Source organism: Amycolatopsis kentuckyensis (assembly GCF_041679295.1).
In the GTDB taxonomy this organism is placed as follows: domain Bacteria; phylum Actinomycetota; class Actinomycetes; order Mycobacteriales; family Pseudonocardiaceae; genus Amycolatopsis; species Amycolatopsis kentuckyensis_A.
Genome location: NZ_JBGDMD010000009.1, coordinates 15,205 through 38,693, shown reverse-complemented (window position 1 = coordinate 38,693; position 23,489 = coordinate 15,205). Strand labels below are relative to the sequence as shown.

21 protein-coding genes are annotated in these 23,489 nt (G+C 72.1%); 2 read left to right on the top strand and 19 right to left on the bottom strand.

The features are described 5' to 3' along the window. Positions 1-2 precede the first annotated feature (2 nt). The 3 genes from ACERZO_RS34365 to ACERZO_RS34355 all read right to left on the bottom strand — a co-directional run bounded on the left by ACERZO_RS34365 (position 3) and on the right by ACERZO_RS34355 (position 4,131). Positions 3-1,106: a PrsW family intramembrane metalloprotease gene (locus ACERZO_RS34365; protein WP_372670402.1), complete on the bottom strand. Its 1,104-nt coding sequence runs from the start codon at positions 1,104-1,106 to the stop codon at positions 3-5. A 253-nt stretch (positions 1,107-1,359) separates the two neighbouring features. Continuing rightward, on the bottom strand, positions 1,360-3,600 hold the full coding sequence (locus ACERZO_RS34360; protein WP_372669839.1) for a DUF6779 domain-containing protein: 2,241 nt from the start codon (positions 3,598-3,600) through the stop codon (positions 1,360-1,362). Positions 3,601-3,669: 69 nt separating this feature from the next. After that, on the bottom strand, positions 3,670-4,131 hold the full coding sequence (locus ACERZO_RS34355) for a DUF3180 domain-containing protein (RefSeq protein WP_372669837.1): 462 nt from the start codon (positions 4,129-4,131) through the stop codon (positions 3,670-3,672). 61 nt (positions 4,132-4,192) lie between these two features. Here ACERZO_RS34355 and ACERZO_RS34350 point away from each other — a divergent pair, with 61 nt between their 5' ends. Continuing rightward, the gene (locus ACERZO_RS34350; RefSeq protein ID WP_372669835.1) at positions 4,193-5,128 is read left to right on the top strand and encodes a MerR family transcriptional regulator; all 936 of its coding nucleotides are present in this window, start codon (positions 4,193-4,195) and stop codon (positions 5,126-5,128) included. A 260-nt stretch (positions 5,129-5,388) separates the two neighbouring features. Here ACERZO_RS34350 and folK read toward each other — a convergent pair whose 3' ends face one another. The 13 genes from folK to dacB all read right to left on the bottom strand — a co-directional run bounded on the left by folK (position 5,389) and on the right by dacB (position 19,050). Then, on the bottom strand, positions 5,389-5,880 hold the full coding sequence (gene folK / locus ACERZO_RS34345; RefSeq protein WP_372669833.1) for a 2-amino-4-hydroxy-6-hydroxymethyldihydropteridine diphosphokinase: 492 nt from the start codon (positions 5,878-5,880) through the stop codon (positions 5,389-5,391). Then, positions 5,877-6,236 (bottom strand): dihydroneopterin aldolase, encoded by a 360-nt coding sequence (folB, locus tag ACERZO_RS34340; RefSeq protein ID WP_364248497.1) that lies wholly within the window; start codon positions 6,234-6,236, stop codon positions 5,877-5,879. Before folB ends, folK begins: the two co-directional genes overlap by 4 nt. Beyond that, positions 6,229-7,035, bottom strand: coding sequence for a dihydropteroate synthase (gene folP, locus ACERZO_RS34335; protein WP_372670401.1), 807 nt, complete (start codon positions 7,033-7,035; stop codon positions 6,229-6,231). Before folP ends, folB begins: the two co-directional genes overlap by 8 nt. 35 nt (positions 7,036-7,070) lie before the next feature. Next, on the bottom strand, positions 7,071-7,676 hold the full coding sequence (gene folE, locus ACERZO_RS34330; protein ID WP_372670400.1) for a GTP cyclohydrolase I FolE: 606 nt from the start codon (positions 7,674-7,676) through the stop codon (positions 7,071-7,073). Next, positions 7,654-10,062 (bottom strand): ATP-dependent zinc metalloprotease FtsH, encoded by a 2,409-nt coding sequence (gene ftsH / locus ACERZO_RS34325; protein ID WP_372669830.1) that lies wholly within the window; start codon positions 10,060-10,062, stop codon positions 7,654-7,656. Before ftsH ends, folE begins: the two co-directional genes overlap by 23 nt. A gap of 202 nt (positions 10,063-10,264) precedes the next feature. Beyond that, entirely contained in the window at positions 10,265-11,080 is an 816-nt protein-coding gene (locus tag ACERZO_RS34320) for an ESX secretion-associated protein EspG (RefSeq protein ID WP_372669828.1), read from the bottom strand. A gap of 288 nt (positions 11,081-11,368) precedes the next feature. Further along, positions 11,369-12,154, bottom strand: coding sequence for an ESX secretion-associated protein EspG (locus tag ACERZO_RS34315; protein WP_372669826.1), 786 nt, complete (start codon positions 12,152-12,154; stop codon positions 11,369-11,371). A 61-nt stretch (positions 12,155-12,215) separates the two neighbouring features. Next, positions 12,216-13,604 carry a hypothetical protein gene (locus ACERZO_RS34310; RefSeq protein ID WP_372669823.1) on the bottom strand — a complete coding sequence of 463 codons (1,389 nt, stop codon included), beginning with the start codon at positions 13,602-13,604 and terminating at the stop codon, positions 12,216-12,218. 23 nt (positions 13,605-13,627) lie between these two features. Then, positions 13,628-13,993 carry a hypothetical protein gene (locus ACERZO_RS34305; protein ID WP_086671412.1) on the bottom strand — a complete coding sequence of 122 codons (366 nt, stop codon included), beginning with the start codon at positions 13,991-13,993 and terminating at the stop codon, positions 13,628-13,630. Between the two features lie 144 nt (positions 13,994-14,137). Beyond that, entirely contained in the window at positions 14,138-14,689 is a 552-nt protein-coding gene (hpt, locus tag ACERZO_RS34300) for a hypoxanthine phosphoribosyltransferase (RefSeq protein ID WP_354823977.1), read from the bottom strand. A gap of 3 nt (positions 14,690-14,692) precedes the next feature. Beyond that, positions 14,693-15,652, bottom strand: coding sequence for a tRNA lysidine(34) synthetase TilS (tilS, locus tag ACERZO_RS34295; RefSeq protein ID WP_372669820.1), 960 nt, complete (start codon positions 15,650-15,652; stop codon positions 14,693-14,695). Then, on the bottom strand, positions 15,649-16,659 hold the full coding sequence (locus ACERZO_RS34290; RefSeq protein WP_372670399.1) for a zinc-dependent metalloprotease: 1,011 nt from the start codon (positions 16,657-16,659) through the stop codon (positions 15,649-15,651). Before ACERZO_RS34290 ends, tilS begins: the two co-directional genes overlap by 4 nt. Before the next feature lie 81 nt (positions 16,660-16,740). Next, positions 16,741-19,050, bottom strand: a complete 2,310-nt coding sequence (gene dacB, locus ACERZO_RS34285) for a D-alanyl-D-alanine carboxypeptidase/D-alanyl-D-alanine endopeptidase (RefSeq protein ID WP_372669817.1) — start codon at positions 19,048-19,050, stop codon at positions 16,741-16,743. Between the two features lie 176 nt (positions 19,051-19,226). On the opposite strand from dacB, the gene ACERZO_RS34280 reads away from it, so the two are divergent. Continuing rightward, positions 19,227-19,739, top strand: coding sequence for an inorganic diphosphatase (locus ACERZO_RS34280; protein ID WP_004559896.1), 513 nt, complete (start codon positions 19,227-19,229; stop codon positions 19,737-19,739). Positions 19,740-19,806: 67 nt separating this feature from the next. Here ACERZO_RS34280 and ACERZO_RS34275 read toward each other — a convergent pair whose 3' ends face one another. The 3 genes from ACERZO_RS34275 to ACERZO_RS34265 all read right to left on the bottom strand — a co-directional run bounded on the left by ACERZO_RS34275 (position 19,807) and on the right by ACERZO_RS34265 (position 23,458). Beyond that, positions 19,807-21,459 (bottom strand): MDR family MFS transporter, encoded by a 1,653-nt coding sequence (locus ACERZO_RS34275; protein WP_372669815.1) that lies wholly within the window; start codon positions 21,457-21,459, stop codon positions 19,807-19,809. A 170-nt stretch (positions 21,460-21,629) separates the two neighbouring features. Next, on the bottom strand, positions 21,630-22,898 hold the full coding sequence (gene glyA, locus ACERZO_RS34270) for a serine hydroxymethyltransferase (protein WP_372669813.1): 1,269 nt from the start codon (positions 22,896-22,898) through the stop codon (positions 21,630-21,632). Positions 22,899-23,035: 137 nt separating this feature from the next. Further along, complete coding sequence (locus ACERZO_RS34265) at positions 23,036-23,458, bottom strand: uL11 family ribosomal protein (RefSeq protein WP_372669811.1); 423 nt, start codon at positions 23,456-23,458, stop codon at positions 23,036-23,038. Between the last annotated feature and the right edge of the window lie 31 nt (positions 23,459-23,489).

Genomic DNA, 23,489 nt, shown 5'->3' with positions numbered 1-23,489 from the left:
GGTCACCCTCGGGCGGCCTCGTCGGCGAGGCGCGTCGCCTCCGCGCGGGCGGCCTTCAGCGTGCGCAGCAGCTCCTGCTGGCGCTGCCGGTCGTCGTCGCTCGTGAGCTCCTGGCGGTCCAGGAACGCCAGCTCCGTGACGCTCGCCTGGTACACCGCGACGGCCTTCGCGGCTTGTTTGCCGGACTGGCGTTTCGCCTGCCGCCGCCACGCGCGTCGCCCGGGCAGGCTGGCCAGCAGGTCGACCTCCGACGGCGCGATCCACCGCGCGGCGGCCATGTGCGGCAGGGCGGCGGCGATGATGCGCTGCTCCCGCCGTCGTTGCAGGACGACCAGGTAGACCACGCCGAGGAACAGCGGCAGCATGATCAGGAAGTAGACGGTGAGGAACTTCGACCCGCCCAGCAGCGCGGCGCTGTTCCACAGCGCGTGCAGGCAGACGGCGGCGAGGTAGCCGGCGATCGGCGCGATGACCCGCATCGCCTTCGTGGTCGTGCGCGCGGCGATGCCGATCCCGATGCCGGTGAGCACGGCGAACAGCGGGTGCGTGAACGGCGCGAGGACACCGCGGAGGAAGAACGCCGTGATGACGCCTTGGCTGTGCCCGTCGCCGAAGCCGTAGTCGGCGAACGCGCGGCCGAAGTAGTAGATGTTCTCGGTGAACGCGAACCCGGCGGCGCTGAACCCGGCGTAGACGACGCCGTCCACGACGCCGTCGAACTCGCTGGACCGCCGCCACAGGATGAGGACGACGAAGAGGGCTTTCGCGGCCTCCTCGACGACGGGCGCCGAGATGAGCGCGGCGATGGTGTTGCCGGTGCCCTTGCCGAGCAGCTCGTCCCCGACGGCCTCGGCGGTGGTGTTGATGAGCAGCGCGGTGATGGTCGCGATGCAGGCACCCCACGCGAAGGCGAGCAGCAGGAACTTCGCGGGCTCGGGCTCCCAGCGGTCGACCCAGAGGAACCCGGCGACGACCCCGGCGACCGGCACGAGCGCGGCGAGGACGCCGATGGTGACGGCGAGCGGGCCGACCCGCGCGGTGGCCAGGCCGAAGAGGAACAGGCCGCAGAGGGCGACCACGATCAGGCCGAGCACCGGCAGCAGCACGGTGATCCGGCGAGGCCGCCGTCCCCGGTCGAGTCCCGTCGCGGGCGAGAGGGTTCCGCTCACAGCCGGTCACCCTACGCAGACCGGACAGGAAGAGAAACGCCACCTGGCACACACGGCACGGGTTCAGCCCGCCGGGCGCTTTCGAGTGCGCCCCAAGGCGGCCTTCGGTGCGTCTTGCGCACCCAATGTGGCCTTCGGTGCGTGTGACGCACCGAAGGCCACATTGGGGCGCTTGGGTCCGGCGCTGGGCTCAGTCCTCCGCGCGGCGACGGCGGCGGGGTGTCGAGCCCGTTCCGCCGTTCGCGGCCAGCAGCTCGCTCACCGAGCGGCCCGCCGTGTGCGATCCGCTGCCCGGGGGCGCCTCGGCCGACCGGCGGCCGTTGCGAGCGCCGTTGTGGCCGTTGCCGTTCTGCTCCACGTCCGCCGGGTCGACCGGGGCCATGTTGCGGCGCGACATCGACGCCCGCTCGGCGACCATGCCCTCCCACGCCGGGGGCTCGCCGTCCGGGCGACGGCGGCGGCCACCGCCCGTCGGCTCCGGCGGCGCGGCGGGCACGGCCGGCAGCTGCTGCGACTCGTCCGGCTTGCGGCGGCGGCCACCCGAGCGGCCCTGGAAGTTGCGGACCGACTCCGGCAGCGTCGGGTTCACCATCGGCGCGTCGGCCTGCGCGGCCTCGGCGGGCGCGCGGTGCGAGCCCCCGTGGCGCGACGCCGGCTCGTCGAGGATCGGCGACATGTCCGCCCGCGAGAACTGCTCCAGCCGCGACGGACGGCGCCCGTCGGCGGCCGGGACCGGCGTCGTCGGGGGCACCACCGGCGGCAGGTTCGTGCGCGACGGCTGCCGCGCGGCCGGCGGGTTGTTCGGCACCGGAGTCGTCGGCGGGACGACCGGGAGGTCGCGCCGCGACGCCGTGGCGTCCCGCGGCACCGGCGGCGTCTTCGGCTCCGGCGGCTTCGGCCGGTTGGGCCGCTGGCGCTCGGCGAAGTCGTCGCGGTTCTGGAAGGCCGCGCTCAGGTCGGTCACCGGCCGGATGTCCGACCGCGACATCTCCGACGGCTTCACCGGCGGCGCGGGCCGGGCGGGCGCCGGCCGCGGCGGCTCGGGCGGCTTGGGGCGCGCACCGTTGCCGACGCGCGGCAGGTCCGGCCGCGACATCTCGACGCGCGGAATCGCCGGCATCGACCGCTCCACGCGCGGGATGTCGGACATGGACCGTTCCACCCGCGGAATGTCCGGCCGCGACATCTCCACCCGCGGAATGGCGGGCATCGACCGCTCGACCCGTGGGATGTCCGGCATGGACCGTTCCACCCGCGGAATGTCCGGCCGCGACATCTCCACCCGCGGGATCGCGGGCATGGAGCGTTCGACGCGCGGGATGTCCGATCGCGAGACCTCGCCCGGCCGCGGCGCTTCGACGCGCGGCAGGTCCGAGCGCGACACCTCGGCGGGCCGCATCGCCGGCCGCGACAGCTCCGCGCGGCGCGCGGGCGGCGGCTCGGGACGGCGGATCTCCGTCTTCGGCTCCGGCGCGCGCCGGATCTCGGTCTTCGGGTCGGGCCGCGGCACCTGGCGCGTCGGCTCGGCGGCGGCCTCGGGACGGCGCTCGGGCTTGGCGACCTCTTCGGGCTTCGGCAGCCGCATCGGCTGCGACTCGGCCTGGCGGCGGGCCGCTTCGGCGCGCAGCTCGGCGGCCTTCAGCTCGCGCTGCGCGGCGTTCAGCGCCGGGTCGACCGCCGGCACCGGCGGCCGGCGTTCGCTCAACGGCGTCGGCCGCGAAATCTGCTGGGTGCTCTGCACGGAGACGTTCGCCGGGGCCTTCGGGACCGGCTTGCCGCCGAAGCCCTTGCCCTTGCCGAGGCCCTTGCCGTTCGCGGGCTTCCCGCCCGAGGCCTTGCGACGCCGTTCGTCGAGCACGCGGTCGATCAGCTCGGTCGGCCGCTCGCCCGCCTCGGCCGGCTTCTTCCCGGCCATCAGCTGAGCGGGCCGCTTCTTCGGCGGGCCGTCGGTGACCATGCGGTTCTCGTCGGAGAGCTTGCGCATCCGGGTCGCCTGCGCGGTCAGCGCGACGCGCTCGAGCAGCACCTCGCCGCCGAACAGCGACTGGAGGCTGTCGCGCAGCGCGGAGACTTCGGCGCGCAGCGCCTCCAGCTCCTCGCGGCCCTTGGAGTCGGCCGCCGTGCGGTTCTCGGCCTCCACCTCCAGCTCGAATTCGCGCCGGGCCGCGATCTCGCGTTCCAGCTCCAGTTCGTACACAGCCTGCGCCTCGGCGACCGCGTCCTCGCTCTGTGCCGCGTGCTTGCGGTACTTCACGGCGAGGAAAGCGCCGATCAGGGCGGCCCAGAGGGCGGCGACGATCCCGAGCCGGAGGTAGCGGAGATCGTCGCTGAGCACCAGTGCGAGGGTGGCTCCGATGGCGAGGACGAATCCGACGACGAGCCACGGCCTGCCCAGTAGGCGGCCGCGCGAGTCGTCACCCACGCCGGTCATGCCTGACACCGTACCTGCTCGTAATCCGAACGAGACCTACTCGGTCCCGCGAGCGGTGGGATTCCAGCGCTAACCGGTCGTCCCGCGGGTGTGCTCACGGTCTTGGTCACGCGGGGTCCGGCAGCAGTGCTCGAGCCACAAACCCGCTGCTACCAGGGCCGCGGAGGACGCAACGCCGACGACGCCGGCGCGGGTGTCGAGCACGGCGGCGAAGAGTTCGTCACGTCGTGGGAAAACGTAGGCGAGCGCGGCCAGCCAGGCGCCGCCCATGAACGCTCCGGCGAGTGACGACGCCTTCGCCAGCGCCACCGATCGGGCGATCCCGATCGCGGCGACGACCCGGCCGTTCTTGATCCGGGAGCGGATGGAGAGCGCGAGCCCTGCCTCGACGGCGGCCAGCACGGCGAAGGTGACGCCGGCGAACGTGGGCAGCTGCGGCAGCGAGCCGTACGCGACGACGAAGAGCAGGTAGCCGAGGACCAGGCCGAGCAGCCCGGCCACCACCAGGTCGCGAGGCCGGGTGAAGTGCATGGCACAACCGTACCGTGCGAGGCTTGACTCTCCAGCGACTGGAGAGTTCATCATGCGTCTTGTGGGCACCACCGCGACCTTCACCATCGGCGAGCTGGCCCGGCGGACCGGCCTGCCGGTCAAGACCATCCGCTTCTATTCGGACGAGGGCCTGCTGCCCCCGACCGAGCGGACGGACGCCGGCTACCGCCTCTACGACGCCGCGGCGATGGCCCGGCTCGAGCTGGTCCGCACCTTGCGCGAGCTGGGTCTCGGCCTCGCCGACGTGTCGGCTGCCTTGACGCGGTCGGCGACGGTCGGCGAGCTGGCGACCCGGCACGTCGAGGCGCTGGACGAGCAGATCCGGCGCCTGCGGCTGCGCCGGGCGGTGCTGCGCGCGGTGGCCAAGCGTGATTCCGAGCTGGAGGAAGTGAAACTGATGAACCGTCTCGCGTCGATGTCCGACGAAGAGCGCAAGCGGCTGGTGGACGAGTTCTGGGACGAGATGGTGTCCGGGCTCGAGATCGACTCGCAGTTCTACGAGCGCATGCGCGCCGGCAAGCCCGAGCTGCCGGACGACCCGTCGCCCGAGCAGCTGGAGGCGTGGATCGAGTTCGCCGAGCTGGTCCAGGACCCGTCGTTCCGGGCGCTGATCCGCGGCATGAGCGAGACCCAGGCCCGGCAGATCCGCGACGGCGAATTCGAGCAACCGTCCTCGGCCTGGCAGACCAACTGGCCGAGCTGGGTATCGCGCGCCGAAGCGGCGGTGGCGGCGGGCGAGTCGCCGACGTCGGAGGCGGGGCAAACGCTTGCGGCCGAGATCGCGGCGGCGACGGCCCGCACGGACCAGGACCCGGCGTCGCCGGAGTTCCGGAGCGAGATGGCGGCCCGCTTCGAGACGAGCGGCGACCCGAGGGCGGAGAGGTACTGGCAGCTGCTGGCGACGATCAACGGCTGGCCCCCGGTCCCGACGGCCCAGCCCGCGGTCCGCTTCATGATCGAGGCACTGCGCGGCTGAGAGTTGTGGGTGTCGGGGCGGTTCCAACCGCCCCGACACCCACGACAAATTCGGGGCCTTCCGCACGCCGACCCGCGACCGCAACTCGGCGATCAGCCGGGCGTGATCGGTAACGGACGCGCCCGACTCACCGATAGCCCGTCTTTCCGCCCCCGGCCGCTGGGGGACCCCCGGTTTCAACGTTACTCGCGACGGCCGACAGTTCCGGGCCCACGCACCGGGGTTGTCCACAGGGCGCTCGAGTTGTCCACAGGCCAGGTTCAGCGCAGGTCGAGGTTCGTCCGGCGGACCGTCGCCACCTCGTCCGCCGGCCGGGCCGCCAACAGCGAAGCGATCGGGCCGTGGCCCGGCAGTACCGCCGCCGGCTCGATCTCGACCCACGGCACCAGCACGCTCGCCCGGTCCGGCGTCCCCGGGTGCGGCAGGAGCAGCTCCGGGTCGGCCGACTCCACGCCGTCCACCGTGACCACGTCGACGTCCAGCGTTCGCGGGCCCCAGCGCAGCTCGCGGACCCGGCCCGCCTGCTGCTCGGCCGCCTGGCCCGTGCGCAGCCACGCCCAGTGGTCGCGCGCCGGGTCGTCGACCACGCACACCGCGTTCAGGAAGTCCGGCTGGTCCTCGACGCCCCACGCCTTCGTCTCGTACACGCTCGACACCACGACCAGCGCCGGCCGCACCGCGTCGAGTGCCAGCTTCAGGAAGCCGAGCCGGTCGCCGAGGTTCGAGCCCAGCGACAGCACCGCGCGGCTCATCGGTCGCGCCGGACCGTCACCGCGACGTCGTCGAACGTCAGCGGGATCGGGGCCGACGGCTTGTGCACCGTCACCTCGACCGCGCCCAGCCGCTCGTCGCGCATGACCTCGTCGGCGATCTTGCCCGCGACGCTCTCGATCAGGTCGTACGGCTCGCCCGCGACGATCCCCGCCGCCAGCTCGGCCAGCTCGCCGTAGTGCAGCGTCTTCGTCAGGTCGTCCGACGCGGCGGCCGGCCCGAGGTCCAGCCACACCGTGATGTCGACGACGAACTCCTGCCCGTCGCGCTTCTCGTGCTCGAACACGCCGTGGCGGCCGAACACGCGCAGGCCGGTCAGCGTGATCCGGTCAGACATCCGGGGAACCCTTCCACCAAGCGGCGGCCACGGCGACCGCGTCCAGCGACGCCCCGACCTCGTGCACCCGCACGCCCCACGCCCCCGCGGCGGCAGCGAGCGCGGAGATGGCGGCGGTAGCGTCCTCACGGCCGTCCGGTGGCCGCGGCGTGCCGTCCTTTTCGGACAGGAGACGGCCGAGAAACCGCTTGCGCGAGGCCCCGACGAGCACCGGGAACCCCAGCGACAGCAACGAATCCAGCCCGCGCAGCAACGCCCAGTCGTGCTCGGCGTTCTTCGCGAAACCCAGCCCCGGGTCCAGCACGATCGCGCTTTCGGCGACCCCGGCGGCGAGCGCTTCGTCCACCCGGGACAGCAGCTCGGCCCGCACATCGGTGACGACGTCCTGGTAGGACGCCAGCGCCTGCATGTCCTTGCTGTGCCCGCGCCAGTGCATCAGCACCCACGGCACGCCGCTGTCCGCGGCGACACGCGCCATGTCCGGATCGGCCAGCCCACCCGAGACGTCGTTGACGATGTGCGCCCCGGCTTCGAGCGCGGCGGCGGCGACGGCCGCGCGGGTCGTGTCGACCGAAAGCGCCATCCCCTCGCCGGCGAGGGTCCGGATGACCGGCAGGATGCGCCGCAGTTCGGTGTCGGCGTCCACCCGGGCCGCCCCGGGCCGGGTCGACTCGCCGCCGACGTCGATCAGGTCGGCGCCGCGCGCCCACATCTCGCGCGCGTGCTCCAGGGCCTGCTCGAGCCCGAGGTAACGGCCACCGTCCGAAAAGGAATCGGGCGTCACGTTCAGCACGCCCATCACGACGCACCGGCCGGGAGCGGGAAGCCCCACGCTCACCGGCGCGCCTTGATCAGATCGAGCGCCTCCGCCCGCGACGACGGCGAAGTCTTCAGCTGCCCGCGTACCGCGGAGGTGGTCGTGCGGGCACCGGGCTTCCGGATGCCGCGCATGGCCATGCAGAGGTGCTCGGCTTCGATCACGACGATGACACCGCGCGGTTCGAGCTTCCGGACGATGGCGTCGGCGACCTGCGAGGTCAGGCGCTCCTGGACTTGCGGGCGCTTGGCGTAGAGGTCGACGAGCCGGGCCAGCTTCGAGAGCCCGGTGACCTTGCCGGCGGCGTTAGGGATGTACCCGACGTGCGCGACGCCGTGGAACGGCACCAAGTGGTGTTCACACTGGCTGAACATCGGGATGTCCGTGACCAGCACGAGTTCCTCGTGGGACTCGTCGAAGGTCCGGTCCAGGACCGAGTCCGGCTCGGTGTACAGGCCCGCGAACATCTCGTGGTACGCGCGGGCCACCCGGGCGGGGGTCTCCCTGAGACCGTCCCGCTCCGGGTCTTCGCCGCAGGCCAGAAGGAGCTCGCGGATCGCCTTCTCCGCCCGGTCCTGGTCGAAGACCGGGCGGTCGGCGTCACTGGGGCTTTTCGGGTCCATCCACGTCACGTCGTTCTCCCTCGTTCTGCTGGTTGCCCGCCTGGTCGGCGAACCAGCCGTGCTCACGAGGGCGTTCTTCACCACCGGGCCGCCACGACTGGCCCGGCTGACCGCCCGGCGACGTCGCGGGCGTCCAGCCCGGAGGGGCACCGTAGTTCGGCGGACCGCTCTGGCCGGCCGGACCGCCCGGCTGGCCGCCGTAGTTCTGCGGCCAGTGCGCCGTGCCACCTGCGCCACCGTTCGGGCCGCCGTAGGGACGGCCGCCGTTCGAATTCGGGTAGGCGCCCGGCTGCGGCGGGGCGTACGGGTTCGCGTTGGGGTCGACCGGCGACGGCGACGGGTACGGCGGGCCGCCCGGGAGGTCGCCCGCGCCCTGGGCGGTGCCGACCGGGGTCGGCTCCGGCTTCAGGACCGGCTTCTCCTTCTCCGGCGGGGGCCACGGCTCGCCGCGCTCCATCGCCAGCTCGCCCGGGGTCTTGATCGGCGGCTTGTCGGACGGCGTCCGCTCACCGAACTCGTTGAACACGGTGATGTGCGGGCGCTTCTCGACCGTCGCGAAGATCCGCTCCAGGTCCTTGCGGGTCAGCGTCTCCTTCTCCAGGAGCTCGATGACCAGCTCGTCGAGCACGTCGCGGTAGGTGTTGAGCACGTGCCACGCCTCGGTGTGCGCCGTCTCGATGAGCTTGCGCACCTCCTCGTCGATCTCGTGCGCCACCTCGAGCGAGTAGTCCGCCTGCCGCCCGGCCGACCGGCCGAGGAACGGGTCGCCCTGCTCCTGGCCGTACTTGACCGCGCCGAGCCGGGCGCTCATGCCGTACTCGGTGACCATCGCGCGGGCGATCTTCGTCGCCTGCTCGATGTCCGCCGACGCGCCGGTGGTGGGCTCGTGGAAGACGAGCTCCTCCGCCGTGCGGCCACCCATCGCGAAGACCAGCCGCCCGATCATCTCGGAGCGGGTCATCAGGTCCTTGTCGTCCTCGGGGACGAGCAGCGCGTGCCCGCCCGTGCGGCCGCGCGGCAGGATGGTCAGCTTGTAGACCGGCTCGATGTCCGGCATCGCCCACGCGGCGAGCGCGTGCCCGCCCTCGTGGTAGGCCGTGATCTTCTTCTCCTTCTCGGAGATGATCCGGCTCTTGCGGGCGGGACCGCCGACGACGCGGTCGACGGACTCCTCCAGCGCGGCGTCGGTGATCACGTGCCCGTTCTGGCGGGCGGTGAGCAGCGCGGCCTCGTTGAGCACGTTCGCCAGGTCGGCGCCGGACATGCCGACGGTCCGCTTGGCCAGGCTGCCCAGGTCGGTGCCCTGGGCGATCGGCTTGCCCTTGGCGTGCACCTCGAGGATCGCCTTGCGGCCGCGCAGGTCGGGCGCGGACACCGGGATCTGCCGGTCGAACCGGCCGGGGCGCAGCAGCGCCGGGTCGAGGATGTCGGGCCGGTTGGTGGCCGCGATCAGGATGATGCCGCCGCGGGCGTCGAAACCGTCCATCTCGACGAGCAGCTGGTTCAGGGTCTGCTCGCGCTCGTCGTGGCCGCCGCCGAGGCCGGCGCCGCGCTGGCGGCCGACCGCGTCGATCTCGTCGACGAAGATGATGCAGGGCGCGTTCTGCTTGGCCTGTTCGAACAGGTCACGCACTCGCGAGGCACCGACACCGACGAACATCTCGACGAAGTCCGAGCCGGAGATCGTGTAGAACGGCACACCCGCTTCCCCGGCGACGGCTCGCGCGAGCAGCGTCTTACCGGTACCGGGCGGCCCGTAGAGCAGCACGCCCTTCGGGATCTTCGCGCCCAGCGCCTGGTAGCGCGCCGGGTTCTGCAGGAAGTCCTTGATCTCGTACAGCTCTTCGACGGCCTCGTCGGCACCCGCGACGTCCCCGAAGGTCGTCTTGGGCATGTCCTTGTTCAGCTGCTTGGCCTTGGACTTGCCGAAGTTGAGGACGCGGTTGCCGCCACCCTGCGCGTTGTTCATCATCCACATCAGCAGGCCCAGGACCAGGGCCAGCGGGATGGCGAAGATGAGGATCTGCGTCAGCACGCCCTGCTGGGTCACCTTGGTGGTGAACTTGATCGGCTGGCCGCCGGTCTTCGCCGCGATCAACGAGTCGTAGATCGGGCGGGTGGCGTCCGAGGGGTACTGCGAAATGATCTGGGTGACCTGCTGGCCGTCCACGTCGATGGGCTTGGACAGCAGCAGCTTGAGCTGCTGTTCCTTGTCCTCGAGGCTGGCTTCCTTGACGTTGTTCGAGGAGATCTGGGAGTTCGCCACCGAGATGGGTGCCTGGGTGTACCCACGATCACTGTCGAAGATCGTGTTGTACGCGAACAACGCCAGCAACCCCGCGACGATCCACAGCAGTGGGTTCCTGAGCACGCTCTTCCGGTTCATACGACTCGGCCCTGGTGGCCTCGACCCTCCCTGGTTGGGCGGCTCCTGTGATACCCGCCATCACGATCTTGACAACCCGTGGTGCCCGGGCTGCCGTCCCATCAGGGTACCGTCCGCTGCCGCGTTCATCCCCTGTGAGCCTCTCGCAGGTCAACGGGCGATACCGCGCCCGGGTTCCCGCCCGGCGTCCACGCACTTCACGCTAGCGCGTGCCGTCGGACACACTGCTCACCATCTCGCCCAGCCGGGTCCGCAGCGTCGCCGGGTCGGCGGGGGCGACCGTGACCCACTCGCGGCCGTCCGTACCTGCGCGGGAGAGGCTGAGGTAGCGCCCGGTCGCGGTGTCGAACCAGGCGAGCACCCGGGACCGCTGCTTGGCCCCGACCTGCGAACGGCTGTTCGCTGCCAGCTGACCGCCGCGTTGCCGCGGCTGCCCGGAGATGCGGCCGTAGGCCTCCCGCGGGTCGGCCGTGACGCGCTCGCTCAGCGGCGTCCGGCGCGCCCGCCCGCGGTCTTCGCCCGGGTTCGACGGCAGCGAGACGGGCACCCGGATCGGCGCGGTGCGCAGGGCGTCGTCCAGCGGGAGTGTGACCGACGCCTCGCTCCCGCGCGGGCCGGCCGGGAGCACCCCGACGACGGCGGAGACCAGGCCGTCCGGGGGGACGTCCCGCAGCCAGATGCCGTCGGCGTCCTGGACCGCGAGGACGCCGAGGGTGTCGTCGGCCGCCGCGAGCACGCCGATGGTTGGCGCCTCGAACTGCGGGATGTGCAGGGCGTCGATGGTCAGCGGGGCGAAGGCCAGCAGCTGCAGGGCGTCCTCGATCGGCGGCGCGAGCCGGCCGCGCGGATCGCGGATGCCGCGGGCCTTCAGCTCGGCGTCGACGCGGTGGCGCAGCGAGACGCGCTCGTCTTCGGTCGCGCCGTGCGACCGGACCAGCAACGGGTACGGCAGCTCCCCGACCTGCGCCGACTCCCAGAGGAAGTCGAACACGAGCGGCGAGAAGAACTCTTGCATCACTACTCTCCCGGTTCGGACTCTTGCTCAGCGTAGCCCGCACCACCGACAAAAAGTGATCGTCGGAGGAGCACGCTCGGAGAAAGCCGGAGCCCGATCTTGGCAGAGGCGCCGAAGCGGCCGTGGCCCGCGGTACGGCCCGGCGGCGGGAGGCCATCGCGCGGGGAAGACGAGGGCTCAGCCGGCCCCGGCGGCGGGCAGTCTCGCGCAGGCAGGGGCGCAGCCGAGCCGGTCGGATGCCTCGCACTGGCGAGGGCAAGACCTGTTCGGCCGAACGCCCTCGCGCGGCCGTCAGACCGTGCTGGTCTGCGCGGCCCCGGCCAGCATTTCGCCCAGCCGGTGGCGCAACGTCGCCGCGTCGGCGGGGGCGATCGTGATCCAGTCACGGCCGTCGCGGCCGCGGGTCGCCTGCGTGAAGTACCGGCCCGTCTCCGTGTCGAACCAGCTCAGCACCGGCGTCCGGGTGCGGCCGCCCATGCGCGACCGCGCGTTGGCCGCGATCTGGCCGCCACGCAGCCTCGGCTGGGCGTGCAGCTTCGCGAGTGCCTTGCGGTCCTCGTCCGCCGACGCGCGCTCGTCGCCGTTGCCGCGGCGGGACAGGAAGTCGACGCCGTGCGCGCCGACCAGCTGCTCCAGCGGGACCGTGACCGACTTCTCCGACCCGCGCGGGGCGCCCGGGAGCAGGGAGACGATCGCGCTCGCCAGGCCGTCCACCGGGCACGGCTGCAGGTGCAGGCCCCGCGTGTCCTGGACCGCCAGCAGGCCCTGGCCGCCCAGCACGCCGGCGATCGCCAGCAGCGGCTCGGCGTCCGGGGCGATCAGCTGGACCGCGTCGAGGCTCAGCTCGGCCTGCGCCAGCACGCCGAAGTAGTCCTCGACGTGCGGTTCCGGCCGGCCGCGGCCGTCGGCCAGCCCGCGTGCGGCCAGCCCCTCCAACGTGCGCCGGCGCAGCAGCGACCGCTCGTCCACGGTCTCCCCGTGCGAACGGACGCGCAGCGGGTACGGCAGCTCGCCCAGCCCGGCGGCCTCCCAGAGGAAGTCCACCTCGACCGGGGTGAGCAGCTCAGCGTTCGGCATCGAGCCACCCCCAGGTGAAACCGGGCCGGACCCGCCGTCGGCGGACCCGGCCCGGAAGGAATCAGCGGTCTTCGTCGTCCTCGGACCACGCGCCGATCACCGGCGGCGGGGTCGCCTGGTCGGCGCCGAAGGCCGCGTCCGGGTCGGCCTCGATGAGGAACGACGCGTGCGTGTGCTCCTCGTCCTGCTCGCCCTGGGCGCCCTGCGGGGCCATGCCGCCCATGCCCGGGTTCATCGGCGGCGGCGTCTGCCCGCCGATGGTGCCCGCCGACGAGACGAGACCCTGCTGCGGCGCCTGGGCCGACGCGGCGCTCTGCCCCTCGGCCGACGCCAGCGACGTGTCGTTCGCCTTCGCGCCCGACTTGCCGCCCTTGCCGAGCGCGCGGGAAGCCAGCGCGCCGAGGCCGCCGGCGGCACCGCCGATGCCGAGGCCCATGCCGATCTTGCTCAGCGGGTTGCCGCTGCCCTGCTGGCCGGCACCCGTGCTGACGTGACCCGCGCCGGTGTTCGTGCCCGCCGCCGTGCCGCCGGTGCCGCCGGCCGTGCCGCCCGCGCCGTCGCTGCCGAGCACCGCCGCGTCGTGGCCGAAGGCGCCGCCGTGGACGCCGTTCGGGCCGACCGCCGCGTGCTGCGCGTCGAACGCGCCGCCGTGGCCGCCGAAGCCCGAGCCGCTCGAGGCGAACACCGCGCCGCCCGCGCCGGACAGGCCCTGCACCGGGCCGGTGCTGCCGACGCTGCTGATGCCGTTGAACGACACGGAGTTGTGCGAACCGGTCGGCTTCATGCCGAGCGACTCCGGGCCGAAGCTCGGCGTCGAGCTGTCGACCTCGCTCATCGCCTTGGTGTAGGCGTTGAAGAACGCGACCTGCTGCGCCTTGACGTCGTTGGCCGCGTCCGCCTGCGCCTTCTGGTCGGCGATCAGCGCCGCCGGGCCGCCCGCCAGCGCGGCCGCCATGGCCTGCTTGGGGTCGTAGTCCTTGGGGGCCGGCATCTTCTTGACCTCGGCGGCCGCCGTGGCCTGCCGGGCGAGCCGGTCGGACATCGTGTGCGCGGCGTCGGAGGCCTGCGAACCGGAGTTCGCGATGGCCACCAGCGCGCCCTGCGCACCGGCGGCACCGCGGCCGACCCACGCGTTGCCCAGCTCGGAGATCGCGTTGTAGAGGTGGTCGGAGGCCTGCTTCAGCTCGGAGCCGTGGTGCGCCCAGGCGTGCCCGGTCGCCTCGGCCGTGCCGGGGTCGTTGTTGTTGACCGCGCCGTTGTACAGCTGCTGGCTGGCCTGCGCGTTCCAGTTCGGCGGGTTGGCGATCGCGCGGTCGCTGCCCATGTCGAAGCCGCCGGCGCTGCCGCGGGCGTTGTCGACGATGTTCTGCGACGACGCGTTGTCGCCGAGCGGCACGAGCGAGCCCGGGTCGGTCGTCGTCGCCGGCTGGTCGCTGTGGTTCGGAGCCATGACTTCGAAATCCCCCTCTGGGCTCAGGCGTTGCGGAACGGGTCGGCCGCGGCCTGGTCGATCTCGTGGTACCGGGACATCGCCGTGACGATGCCCTCCTCGGCGGCGGTGTACTGGTCGAGCAGGTTCTGCAGCGCGGCGGCGTAGGAGTCGTTCCCGCCGTCGGCGCGCTGGACGAACTTGGCCGCCATCGCGTTGCCGACCGGGTTGTCCCCGAGCTTCGGCGGCTGCGCGAGCGTGCCCGCCCCGCTGAGCAGGGCCTCGACCGCGTCCTTGCCGGTGCGGATCTTGTTCAGCACGGTCTGCGCGGCGTCGGGGTCGATCCCGACCTGACCCGCCGCGGCCGCGGCCTTGAACGCGTTCGCGTCGGCAGCGCTGCTGTTCCCCATCTGAGCTCTCTCCCGTTCCCCCGACCCGGTCACCGCGGGCACGAATGGTCTTCGCATAGGTTAACGCACGTGATCAGAGCGTATGACGCAATCAACGCAGCCGGGGTTCCGCAGATCCGGTAGTTGCGGTGAACGGTCGGTGAACTAGGAGGTGTACACCTTCGGGTCCAGCGTCCCGATGTACGGCAGGTCCCGGTAGCGCTCGGCGTAGTCGAGGCCGTAGCCCACGACGAACTCGTTCGGGATGTCGAAGCCGATGTACTTCACCGGGACGTCCACCTTGACCGCTTCCGGCTTGCGCAGCAGCGAAACGACCTCGAGCGACGCCGGGTTCCGGCTCGCGAGGTTCTTCAGCAGCCACGACAGCGTCAGGCCCGAGTCGACGATGTCCTCGACGATCAGCACGTCCCGGCCGGCGATGTCCCGGTCGAGGTCCTTGAGGATCCGCACGACGCCGGACGACGACGTCGCCGAGCCGTACGAGGAGACGGCCATGAATTCCAGCTGCGTCGGCAGCGGCAGCGCGCGGGCGAAGTCGGTCATGAACATGACCGCGCCCTTCAGGACGCCCACCAGCAGGAGTTCGCCCTGCCCGTTGGCCGGGTAGTCGGCGGCGATCTGCGCCGACAGCTCCGTGATCTTGTCCTTGATCTGCTGCTCGGTGACGAGCACGGAGGCGATTTCGCCCTCGTACACGGGTCATTCCCCTCGGGTGGTGGGTTGGGAGACGACGCAGAGCCTGCCATGTGCCCGCCGGGCTTCCAAGTTGCCGGGCAACCAGACACCGCCCTGACCACGCCACCGGGCGACGAGGTCGTCGACCGCGCGGAGGTGCTTGTCGGTGAGCTCGGGCACACCCGATTGCAGCAACCACCTGCGGAGAACCCGCCGGCGCACCGCCGCGGGCTCGGGCGCGAGGACGCCGACAGCCAGCCCTTCGGAGCCGCCCGCGCGGGTGAAGATCATGTCCGCCAATGTGTCCAGTGCCTCACTGTCCTCACGCAGCTGCGCGGCCGTGCGGGCGAGTGCGCCGGCGACGCCGCCGTTGAGGACGTCTTCCAGCAACGGCAGGACTTCGGTGCGCAACCGGACGCGGGTGAAGCGCGGTTCGGCGTTGTGCGGGTCCTCCCAGGGCTCGACGCCGAGCTCGGCGCAGGCGGCCCGGGTGGTCGAGCGCGGGACGGCGAGCAGCGGGCGGCCCCACGGCGGGTCGTGCGGGCGCATGCCGGCCATGCTGCGCGGGCCGGAGCCGCGGCCGAGGCCGAGCAGGACGGTTTCGGCCTGGTCGTCGAGGGTGTGGCCGAGCAGGACGAGGTCGTGGCCGGCCAGCGCGCGGTAGCGGGCCTTGCGCGCGGCGGCTTCCGGGCCGCCCGGGCCGGTGACGTCGGTCCGGCGCACCTCGGCTTCGTCGGCGCCCAGTGACTTCGCCGCGGCGGCCGCGTCGAGCGCGATCTTCGCCGAGCCCTCCTGCAGGCCGTGGTCGACGACCAGCGCGCGGACGCGGTGGCCGCGGTGGTGCCCGACGTACGCCGTGGCCTCGCACAACGCGAGGGAGTCGGCGCCGCCGGAGACCGCGACGCACAGCTCGGGGGGCGCTTCGACCGCGTCGAGGAACGCGCGGACGGCCCGGCGGACGGCCGCGACCGCCTTGTCCGTCATCCGTGCAGGCGCCGGACCCACGCGGCCGGGTCGGCGATCTCGGCGCGCGAGGGCAGGGTGTTCGGCGAGCGCCAGACGGCGTTGAAGCCTTCCATGCCGACGGCGTCCACGACGTGCTTCGTGAACTTCGCACCTTCTTCGTACTGACGGATCTTCGCGTCGACGCCGAGCAGCGCACGCAGCAGCCGGTCGAAGACGCCGCCGCCCTTGCGCCGGGCGGTGAACCGCGCGCGGATCGTGTCGACGCTCGGGACGACCCGCGGGCCGACGGCGTCCATCACGAAGTCGGCGTGGCCTTCCAGCAGCGTCGAGAGCGCCAGCAGCCGGTCGAAGACCGCACGTTCCTTCGGCCCTTGGAGCAGCTCGGCGAGGTTCAGCTTCGGCCCCTGCTTGATCGCCTCGGGCAGCCGTCCGACGAGGTCGGCGAGGCTGTCGGAGCCGCCGCCCGCGAGGCCGGCGACGAGCCGCTCGACTTCGTCGGCGAAGTAGTCGCGCAGCCAGCGGACCGCGGTGAACTGCAGGCGGTGGGTGCATTCGTGCAGGCAGACCCAGAGCCGGAAGTCGCGGCCGGGGACGTCCATCGCCCGCTCGGCGGCGACGACGTTCGGCGCGACGAGCAGCAGCTGCCCTTCCCGGTCCGGGCCGCCGAAGGGGTCGTACTGGCCGAGCACGCGGCTGGCCAGGAACGCGAGTACCAGCCCGGTCTGCACGCCGGCGCCGCCGGCCAGGATCGGCCCGAACGGCCCGCCCTGCCGCGGCAGCGCGCGCCCGGTCAGCGCGTCCAGCCCGTTCGCGGCCGAGCGCACCCAGCCGGGGCGGTCGACGACCTCGCCGGGCAGCAGCGGCAGGTCGAGGCCGAGGCTCGTCAGCTCCCGGACGTGCCCTTCGGCTTCGATGGTCAGCTCACGCAGGTCGGCGACGGCCGCCTCGGCCTCTTCACGCGGAACCTGCGGGCCGCCGCGCACGAGCAGCGCGCCCGTCTGCGCGGCGAGCGCCCAGTCGACCATGGGCCGGGTCTCGGTTTCCTGACTCACCCTTCCGACGCTACCTGGCCCAGGTCGGTTTCCGGCCACGATCTTCGTACGGTTCTACGAGCACCCGCACTTGCGCAGGCTGGTCGCGAGGGCGTCGATCGCGTCCCGGCCCGGTTGCTGGTCCGAGCCGTTCGACATGAACGCGAACACCAGCACCCGGCCGTCCTGGTCCAGGACCAGCCCGGCCAGCGTGTTGACGCCGGTCAGCGTGCCCGTCTTCGCCCGCACCCAGCCGCGGCCGGCCTGGGACGCCGGGGTCTCGAACCGCTTGTCCGCGAGGGTGCCCGAGCCGCCCGCCACCGGGAGGCCGGCCAGCATCGCGCGCAGCTTGGCCGTGTTCGGGTTCTTGCCCTCCGGCGCCGCCGCGGCCGCCATCAGCTGGGTCAGCAGCTTCGCCGGGATCTTGTTCTCCGTCGAGATGCCGCTGCCGTCGGACAGCTTGACGCCGGCGGTGTCGAACCCGTGGTCCTTGAGCACCTTGATGGTCGCCGCGGCACCGCCCGCGAAGGTCGCCTCCTGGCCGGTCGCCAGCGCGACCTGCCGGGCGAGGGCCTCGGCGAGGACGTCGTCGGACAGCTCCATCGTGTCCGAGACCAGCTCGGTCAGCGGGGCCGACTTGACCTCGGCGAGGACCTTCGCGTCCTTCGGCGCGGTCGCCTGGCCGCCCGCCGACGCGCTCAGCTTCGACGCGATCGTCCCCGCCAGCGCGCTGCCCGCGTTGGGCACGCGCTGGGAGTTGTTGTTCTTCGGGTCCTGGCGCCCGGCGTCGGCCATCACCGAGCCGATCTGGGTGGCGAACGTCGACGGCGCGTCGCCCGCGGCCCAGCCCGGCGCGGTCGTCGCGCCCTTGAACAGGCTCAGGTCGACCTGCACCTTCTTGACGTTCGGGTTCGCCTTCTTGACCTGCGCGACGAGGTCGTCGACGTGGGCGGCGCCCGGGTACAGCGGCGACTCGGTGCCCAGTGGCAGCGCGGTCAGGGTGACGTCGCCGCCGCCGACCAGGATCACCGTGCCCGGGTCGGCGCCCTGGACGATCTTCGTCGACAGCCGCGTGTTCGGGTCCATCGCCAGCAGCGCGGCCGCGGAGGTCAGGACCTTCGTCGTCGACGCGGGGGTCACCGCGGTCCCCGCGCTGTGGTCCCACAGCGTCGTGCCGGTCACCGGGTCGACGACGCTGCCGTTGAGCTGGCCCAGCGCGCTGTTGCCGGCCGGACCGGCCAGCACCGACTTGACGCCGTTCGCGGTCGGCGCCTTCCCCGACGTGTCCGGGCCCTGCAGCTGGCGCGTGGCGGCGGCCGGGTCCGGGCTGTCGCCCTTCGGCGCGTTCGGCGCCCACGGCAGGCCGAGCCGGTTCGACACCTTCGGCATCGCGGCGGCGACCCCGCCGCCGGCCAGCAGCAGCACGACGACCGCGACGATGGCGATGATCTTGCCCTTGCGGCGCTTCTTCGGCGGCTGCTCGGCGGCCGCGGGCTCGGCCGGCGGAGGCTCCGCGGGCGGCTCGTTCCGCGGCTGGGGCTGCTGCTGGAAGGCGCCGGGGAACTGGGTCGGCCGCTCGATCCCGACGGTCGCCTCGGCGTCGAACCGCTGCCCGTCCGGCTCGATCCGCATCGGCCGGGCCAGCGACCCGGCGGACGCCGACGGGACGACCCCGCGCGGCGGCTCCGGCGGCAGGCCGGGACGTCGTTCGGCCGGCTCGGCGGTGCGCTCCGGCACGTCGATGCGCTGCGCCCAGGGCGCGTCGGCCCGCTGCTGTGACTGTTGCGGCTGCTGGGGCTCCTGACGGCGTTGGGCCAGCTGCTCTTCGCGGCGCTGCTGCTCCTCGCGCCAGAGCTGGAGCTCTTCACGCCACGGCTGCGCCTCGGGCTTGTCGGACCGCGGCTCGTCGTGCCGTTCCGGCTGCTCACCGGGCCAGACGTTGCGCTCCACCGGCACGATCGGCGTCTTCTGCGGCGCCGGCTGCCGGGTGTCCGCGGGCTTCGGCTCGGCTTGGATGTACTGGGTGCTCTCGGCCTGCTTGACCTCGATGAACTGGGTGCTCTCCGCGACCGGCTCGGGCTCCGGCTTCGGCTTCGGCTTGGGTTCGCGGGACCCGAGCCGGTCGGCGAGGTCCTGCTTCGCCGGGGGCGGCGGGGGCGGCGGCTCCTCCGCGGGGGCGTTCAGGCCCGGGACCGGTTCGGGCGCGACGTTCGGCGCGAACCACGATCCCTTCGGTGCCTCACTGCCTGTGACCTTCGGCACGCCAGGACCGTCCGGAGCGCTCGCCGGCGGGTCGGGCAGCGCCATCGGCGTGGTCTCCCGCGCACCGGACGACGAGCCGTCTTCGTCCGACGACGGCCACATCGGCTGGTCGTTTTCCGGCACCCACCACTCCTTCTCACCTGCCCCGGAAGGGGCCAAGCTCACATGCCTCCGGGCCGACATCGATGCGACCCGGACGCAGGGCGTAGTCCACACTAGGAGACGTCAAGACAGTCATGAAGGTTGCCGCCCGCGACGCGTGGCATGCCGGGACCTATGAAGAAGCAGTGAGGACAGGCGTGGAGTTCGACGTCACGATCGAAATCCCCAAAGGGGAGCGCAACAAGTACGAGGTCGACCACAAGACCGGCCGGATCAAGCTGGACCGGACCCTGTTCACGGCCACGCAGTACCCGGCCGACTACGGCTTCATCGACGACACCCTCGGCCAGGACGGCGACCCGCTGGACGTGCTGGTCCTCGTGCAGGAGCCGACGTTCCCGGGCTGCCTGATCCGCTGCCGCGCGATCGGCATGTTCCGGATGACGGACGAGAAGGGCCCGGACGACAAGGTCCTCGCCGTCCCGACGAACGACCCGCGCCTGGAGCACCTGCGCGACATCCACCACCTGAACGAGTTCCACAAGCTGGAGATCCAGCACTTCTTCGAGGTCTACAAGGACCTCGAGCCCGGCAAGAGCGTCGAAGGCTCGTCCTGGGTCGGCCGCGCCGAGGCCGAGAACGAGATCGCCCGCTCGTACGAGCGCGAGACCGACCGCCTGGCCAAGGAAGAGGCCAACGGCGGCCACTGAGCCCCGCGCAGAGCTTTCACACGAGAAGGCCCCCTCGGGAATCTCCCGAGGGGGCCTTTTCACGCGGTCAGTGCGCCAGGGCGAGCGCCGGGGCGTCGGCCTCGGCTTCCGCGCGCTGCTCCATCGCCGACTTGTCCGAGAGCGGCTTCTCCTTGAGGAACCACACCAGCGCGAAGCCGACGGTCAGCACGATCCCGCCGACCAGGAACACCGTGCTCATCGACTCGGCGAAACCCTGCAGGATCGGCCGGGCCAGCGTCGGGTCGAGCGTCGACAGGAACGACGTGTCGTTGACGTCGAGGCCGCTCTGCATCTGCTTCGCGAACTCCGGGTGCTGCGCCAGCGCCGTCGCGTAGGCCGGCGTGGTCATCGCCGAGCGGATGGCGTTCGCGATCCGGTCGCCGACCGTGCCGAACAGGATCGAGAGGAACACCGCGGTGCCCGCCGTGCCGCCGATCTGCCGGAAGAAGGTCGCCGCCGAGGTGGCGACGCCGATGTCCTGCGGGCGGACGTCGTTGGTCGCGGCCAGCACCAGCGTCTGCATCGAGGCGCCGAGGCCGAGGCCGATCACGAAGGCGATGATCATGACCAGCGCGAGCGAGCTGTCGACGGTGATCGTGGACAGCGCGAACAGCGCCGCCGCCATCAGGCCGATCCCGGCCACCGCGAACATCTTGTAGCGCCCGGTCTTCGAGATCAGCCGGCCGCTGGTCAGGCTCGCGGACATGATGCCCAGCGTCAGCGGGAGCATCTGCAGGCCGGCCTGGGTCGGCGTCGCGCCCTTGACGATCTGCAGGTACAGCGGCAGCGACATCATCGCGCCGAACATCCCGGCGCCCTGCACGACGGTGACCATCGTCGACATCCGGAACACCGGCCGCTTGAACAGGCGCAGCGGCAGCAGGGCGGCGTCGCCCATCCGGCGTTCGATCCAGACGAACGCGGCCACGCCCAGCCCGCCGACGACGTACATGGCGATCGAAGCGGCGGAGCCCCAGCCCCACTCGCGGCCCTGCTCGGCGACGATCAGCAGCGGCACCAGGCCGGTGGCCAGCGCGACGGCACCCCAGTAGTCGACCTTCTGGTCCACGCGGGTGTGCGGGAGGTTCAGCACCTTGGTGACGACGACCAGCGCGGCGAGCGCGATCGGGACGTTGACCAGGAAGACCCAGCGCCAGCCGGTGATGCCCGCGAAGGTGTCGATGCCGGCGAAGAACCCGCCGACGACCGGGCCGGCAACGCTCGAGATGCCGAACACCGCCATGAAGTAGCCCTGGTACTTGCTGCGCTCACGCGGCGCGGTGATGTCGGTGATGATCGCGAGCGCCAGCGACATCAGGCCACCGGCGCCGAGGCCCTGGAAGGCGCGGAACGCGGCGAGCTCGTACATCGACGTCGCCATGCCGCTGGCCAGCGAGCCGACCAGGAAGAGCGAGATCGCCGTCAGGTACATGGGCTTGCGGCCGTAGAGGTCGGACAGCTTGCCGTACAGCGGCGTCGAGAGCGTCGCGGTGATGAGGTACGCGGTGGTGGCCCAGGCCTGCAGGGACAGGCCGTGGAGCTCGTCGGCGATGGTGCGCATCGAGCTCGAGACGATCGTCTGGTCGAGCGCCGCGAGGAACATGCCGAGCATCAGCCCGGACAGGACGGTCAGGATCTGGCGGTGGGACAGTTTGCCGTTCGTAGCGGCTGCTCCTTCCGCCGTGGTGGTGTCGCTCATGGTGGGTCTCCCTCAGCCTTCGTGCGTAGTTGCTTGTATCGCTCAACTACTTGTCTCGACCAAGTATTCCCAGAGAGCTTGCATGGTGCAATCAAATTTTCTGTGAGCCCGGTCTCGGACGCGGCGAAGGCCTCCTCACCGGCTCGGCGAGGAGGCCTTCGCGGTCGACGTCAGGCCGAGTAACCCGGGATCGGGAACGGCGCCAGGAACTCGCGGATCTCCGCGGCGATCGTGTCCAGCGCGGCCTCGTCGGACGCGGCCGCCGCGGTGATCGTGCGGTCGATCCACGCCGCCACCTCGACCTGGTGCTCCGGCCGCAGCCCGCGCGTCGTGATCGCGGACGTGCCGAGGCGGATGCCGGACGGGTCGAACGGCTTGCGCGGGTCGAACGGCACCGTGTTGTAGTTCAGCTCGATGCCCGCGCGGTCCAGCGCCTGCGCCGCCGGCTTGCCGGCGACACCCTTGTTCGTCAGGTCGATCAGCAGCAGGTGGTTGTCGGTGCCGCCGGACACGAGGTCGTAGCCGCAGGCGAGCAGGGCGTCGGCCAGCGCGCGGGCGTTCGCCACGATCCGGTGCGCGTATTCGCTGAACGACGGCTGCTGCGCCTCCCCGAGCGCGACGGCGATCGCCGCGGTCGTGTGGTTGTGCGGGCCGCCCTGCAACCCCGGGAAAACCGCCTTGTCGACGGCCTTCGCGTGGTCGGCGTCGGACAGGATCATCGCGCCGCGCGGACCGCGCAGCGTCTTGTGCGTGGTCGTCGTGATGACCTGCGCGTGCCCGACCGGCGACGGGTGCGCGCCGCCCGCGACCAGGCCGGCGATGTGCGCGATGTCGGCGACGAGCACCGCGTCCACCTCGCGCGCGATCTCGGCGAACGCCGGGAAGTCGATGACGCGCGGGATCGCCGTGCCGCCGGCGAAGATCAGCTTCGGCCGGTGCTGCCGGGCGAGGTCGCGGACCTGGTCGAGGTCGACGCGGCCGGTCTCCTTCGCGACGCCGTAGCGCACCGGGTTGAACCACTTGCCGGTCGCGGAGACGCTCCAGCCGTGCGTGAGGTGCCCGCCGTCCGGCAGCGCCATGCCGAGCACGGTGTCGCCGGGCTGCGCGAACGCCAGGTACACGGCCAGGTTCGCCGGCGACCCGGAGTACGGCTGGACGTTCGCGTGGTCGGCGCCGAACACGGCCTTCGCCCGCTCGATCGCCAGCTGCTCGACCTGGTCGATGAACTGCTGGCCCTCGTAGTAGCGCTTGCCCGCGTACCCCTCGGAGTACTTGTTGGTGAGCACGGTGCCGGTCGCCTCGAGCACGGCCTGCGAGACGTAGTTCTCCGACGCGATCAGGCGGATCTTGTCGTGCTGGCGCTTCGCCTCGTCCTCGACGAGCCCGGCGATGGCGGGGTCGGCGGCGGCGAGTGCGTTCAGTTTCGGCTGGTGTGTCATGGCGTACTCCGGCTCTGGAGTGGCCTTCACCCAGGCGCGCGGTGCCGGCCTCGTCGTCGCTTCCCGGTGGTGCTCCACCTCGATGGCGCCAGTCGCTGCTGCGCGTGGCAGTTTAGTGGACCCGGCTCGACGCGGCGTCAATCGACGACCACGACCCCCATGGACCGGGCCGTGCCCGCGATCGTGCGCATCGCCATTTCGACGTCGGAGGTGTTGAGGTCCGGCAGCTTCCGCTCGGCGATCCCGCGCAGCTGGTCCGTCGTCAGCTTGCCGGCGACCTCGTGCCCGGGCCGCGAAGAACCCTTGTCCCCCAGCGCTTTCTTGATGAGGAACGACGTCGGCGGCGTCTTGAGCCGCAGCGCGAAGGAGCGGTCCTCGAACACCGAGACGACGACGGGCACGATGTCGCCGCGCTGGGCCGCCGTCGCGGCGTCGTAGGCCTTCTTGACCTCGACGAGGTTGACCCCGGTCTGCCCCAGCATCTTGCCGAGGTCGACGACCGGGGCGTTGCCCGCGGACAGTTCCAGGGTGACCTGGTGGGTGAGTTTCTTCGGAGCCATGCCCCGAAGCTAGGGTCTCCAGTTACTGGAG